Annotated in this window: 3 protein-coding genes; all 3 read right to left on the bottom strand. The window is 52.0% G+C overall.

Translation table 11 applies throughout. The features are described 5' to 3' along the window. Positions 1 to 472: 472 nt before the first annotated feature. Positions 473 to 1,312: an abortive infection family protein gene (locus tag DW49_RS0123190; RefSeq protein ID WP_024421428.1), complete on the bottom strand. Its 840-nt coding sequence runs from the start codon at positions 1,310 to 1,312 to the stop codon at positions 473 to 475. A gap of 352 nt (positions 1,313 to 1,664) precedes the next feature. Beyond that, positions 1,665 to 2,330: a competence protein CoiA gene (locus DW49_RS0123180; protein WP_024421426.1), complete on the bottom strand. Its 666-nt coding sequence runs from the start codon at positions 2,328 to 2,330 to the stop codon at positions 1,665 to 1,667. 10 nt (positions 2,331 to 2,340) lie between these two features. Further along, positions 2,341 to 2,706: a hypothetical protein gene (locus DW49_RS1000000129110; protein WP_024420428.1), complete on the bottom strand. Its 366-nt coding sequence runs from the start codon at positions 2,704 to 2,706 to the stop codon at positions 2,341 to 2,343. Between the last annotated feature and the right edge of the window lie 282 nt (positions 2,707 to 2,988).

Below are 2,988 nucleotides of genomic sequence, written 5' to 3'. Positions count from 1 at the left end.
ATCGTGATGCGTTCTTCAATGCTGAGTTCATGATATGACATAGGTTCACCGTACCGGATTGGTCAGGTGTTGCGCTCAGTTTTTGCCGCCGCCCGGTTTCACCACCGCCGCCGTTGTAGTGATCTGTCATCAGCATTTTCCTACTTTAGTGGGACTGATGCTTCTCCATATAGCGAAGCACCTCGAATCGGTCAGCATGGACCAAGGCGCATGCTGAATAATCACCTTCCCAAACAGCCGTAGCCCAAGTTCCCTCTAACCCTGCATGCCAGAATGCTCCCCATTTCCCATCTGGTAGCTCCAGCAAGAGCCATTCTGGAAATGGACACTCCCGTGCCAGGCTCAAAACATATTCGTCATGATGCGGTTCGCTCGGCATTCCCATACAGTGTTGCTCCTGTTTTCGATGGTGCATCAGGATCAATGGCGACCCCCGCTTTCGTGCCGTTGTCGTCATCGCCGCCTATTACAATCAGCCCTCCACCTTTGCGGCTCGCTCGTCCCAGGTTTCAAGAACGAAAGCGGCAATGGTGTGTGCTGCATGCACTGCTAACCGAGCGTGTCTAGGTTTTAATTTGTAAGGTCGCTTCACCGGACCATGTGCTGAGCTTCCATGCGTGCGCAGCGCACCGATCCCATTCACTGTGGCCATGATTCCACTGATAATTTCCTGAAGATCTCGCTCCTCTATAATCGATGCGTCTAGTCCAAGATCTGCTTTGACGACCTTCCATACTGCTTGAAGGTCCTGCTTGGCTGGCATTGAGAGGTGTGAGTGTTCCTCAATATAAATTTTGAAAATCGTTTCTAATATGTTGCACGCCGCTGATACTGCTTCTCTTGGGCTCGCCACGACATTTTTCAGAGCGCGATCGAATTCAAAATCAATCACGTCTAGGTTCCGAGCCTTAACGAGCTCTGCCAGAGATTTTGTAGCGATACCTTGTCCATGGCTAAGAATTCCGCCAGAGCTATATGAGAAACCAGCTCTGGCCAGCGCGTCCTTGATTTTTTTTACCCTCAACTTATGCGCCTCAACAGCAGCTTCGGGTTGCCAAAAGGAGGCACTGGGTTCCGGGGCATCCAGATATTTTTCGACAATTCGCCCAATAATCGAAAGCGCGCGGTCGCCACTCTCCTTGTTTATTCGTCTCAACCAGTCAAGCGCCTTTACCGGCTTGCTTCCCTCGGGTGGATCGCCGGGTGCTTCTGCGTACATAAATAAGCTATCTAAGCTTGCGTGAGTCTCGGCCTCTGCTACCGCGTCAGCGACCGCAGCGAGTACGAAAGCGGGTATCGGAAACTTATTCATAATCAGAGAACTCGGCCATAGTGGGTGATCGATTTCTTGCCGCTCCATCTCCAGCGCAGGTACTCGGCTTTGAAATCCTCCGGGGTCAATCTTTGAACGAGCATCAAATAATTCTCCGGACTATGTCGCCCAGACGGGCTGGATCACCTGCGCATAGCTTCTTGACCGCTTCCAGACTCTCGATGCCCAATATCTCGCTGATGTGCCGTAAGTCGATGCCGCGGCGTTTCAACTTGACCGCAAGTGTGCGGCGTCCCGACTGCGCGCTGGCCCCCTCGATCCCGGCCATGCTGAACAGGCGTGTATAGAGTCGACTGAGCTGGTTCGCGCTGTAGTACGTTTTTCCTATCTATCAGAAAGCGGACGCTGGCCCGCCATTTCTGCTGAAATCTGACGTCCCTTGAATCAACGCAGCGGTGAACAGTGAGCGATCTACCAGAAGCGCGACTCCCTCTTTGCTTTTAGGATCGAATTTACACACTCTCCAGAAACCGTACTTGTCACCAAAATCGATGAATACCGGCGTTGTTGTGTGCCAACGGTGAAACAATTTGCTCCTGCCGTACCATCGAAAAAATGCAAATCCATCGGCATCAGGTCGGCTTCGCATATTGGAAAAATTTACGGAGTCAAACTCACTTTTTGACCCATCGATTACCCACACCATTCGCTGGTAGAAACCCTCACGAGCGTTTACTTCTGCTGGGTCGATAGTGGAACGTTGAAACTCGACAACCACTCCATGCTCCGTGCGGACGTCGGCGATGTGTTTTTCGCCCGTAAGTGCTTCGTATTGGACGACTTCCTGCCAGTCCTCCGGGAACCGATCCTTCCACTGTCGATGCCATTCTGTTTCGGCCTCCCACCAGCGATCACAGGTGCTCAAGGACAGATGAGACCAGTGCCAAATGACATGCTTTCCACATTTGGCAACAACCTCCCCATCGCAGGCGCGGCATACCCCTCGCATTTTGGGCTGTGCCTCAGACTTCACTCCGTTGACGTTCGCATATCGCATTTAGGAATTCCTATAAGACTTCAGCGACTACAAACTGCGTAGCGGTTTCGAACAGCCCCACAACAATCTCTCGATCCTCGCGGGCGAGCTTATAGGCGTCGGCAAAGTGCTCGAACCGCTGCGCAAGCCCCGGACTCTTTGTCCAGCTTCGGGATGTAGCGAGCGGGCTATCCTTAAAGTCCGCTAGAAATTCATCGCTCGCTGGAATGTGGACGACATACCCGAGAAAAGGAGCATCCTGGGGAAGTCTCAATTCCTCACGAACGTCATTCAAATCGCGCCGGACTAGGCCAAGCGACTCGGCGGTTTTACGCTTTGCTTCAGCGGATTGGGCCGAGCGCTCTGCTTGAGTACCACGTTGCTTTGCTTCTCCCATTTGGGGCTCCTCCTTCCCTTAAGACTGCGCTTGGGCGCGGGCCTGTTGCTCCAGCTCCATGCAACGCAGACCTGGGCCAATCCGGCACTGCCGACGCTCACGAAAAAGCCCCATGATCCAATGAAAAAAGCTACCGTCATGGTAGCTTCTGTCAGCTAAAACCTATTTCTTTGAGGACTTGCTAGTGTACTGTTTTCGAAATAAGTTACCCATAACCTGCAAGCTAAGCTATTGATAAGATTTGAATTTTCCGTTAGTTGGTGGCTGATTTTTTCGAAAACA

The organism is Pseudomonas avellanae BPIC 631 (genome assembly GCF_000444135.1).
Lineage (GTDB): Bacteria > Pseudomonadota > Gammaproteobacteria > Pseudomonadales > Pseudomonadaceae > Aquipseudomonas > Aquipseudomonas avellanae.
This window is presented reverse-complemented; position numbering and strand designations above follow the sequence as displayed.

Excerpts from the sequence above, each read along its gene's own strand:
- DW49_RS0123190 (WP_024421428.1), bottom strand. The coding sequence starts at position 1,312 with ATGAATAAGTTTCCGATACCCGCTTTCGTACTCGCTGCGGTCGCTGAC.
- DW49_RS0123180 (WP_024421426.1), bottom strand. The coding sequence starts at position 2,330 with ATGCGATATGCGAACGTCAACGGAGTGAAGTCTGAGGCACAGCCCAAA.
- DW49_RS1000000129110 (WP_024420428.1), bottom strand. The coding sequence starts at position 2,706 with ATGGGAGAAGCAAAGCAACGTGGTACTCAAGCAGAGCGCTCGGCCCAA.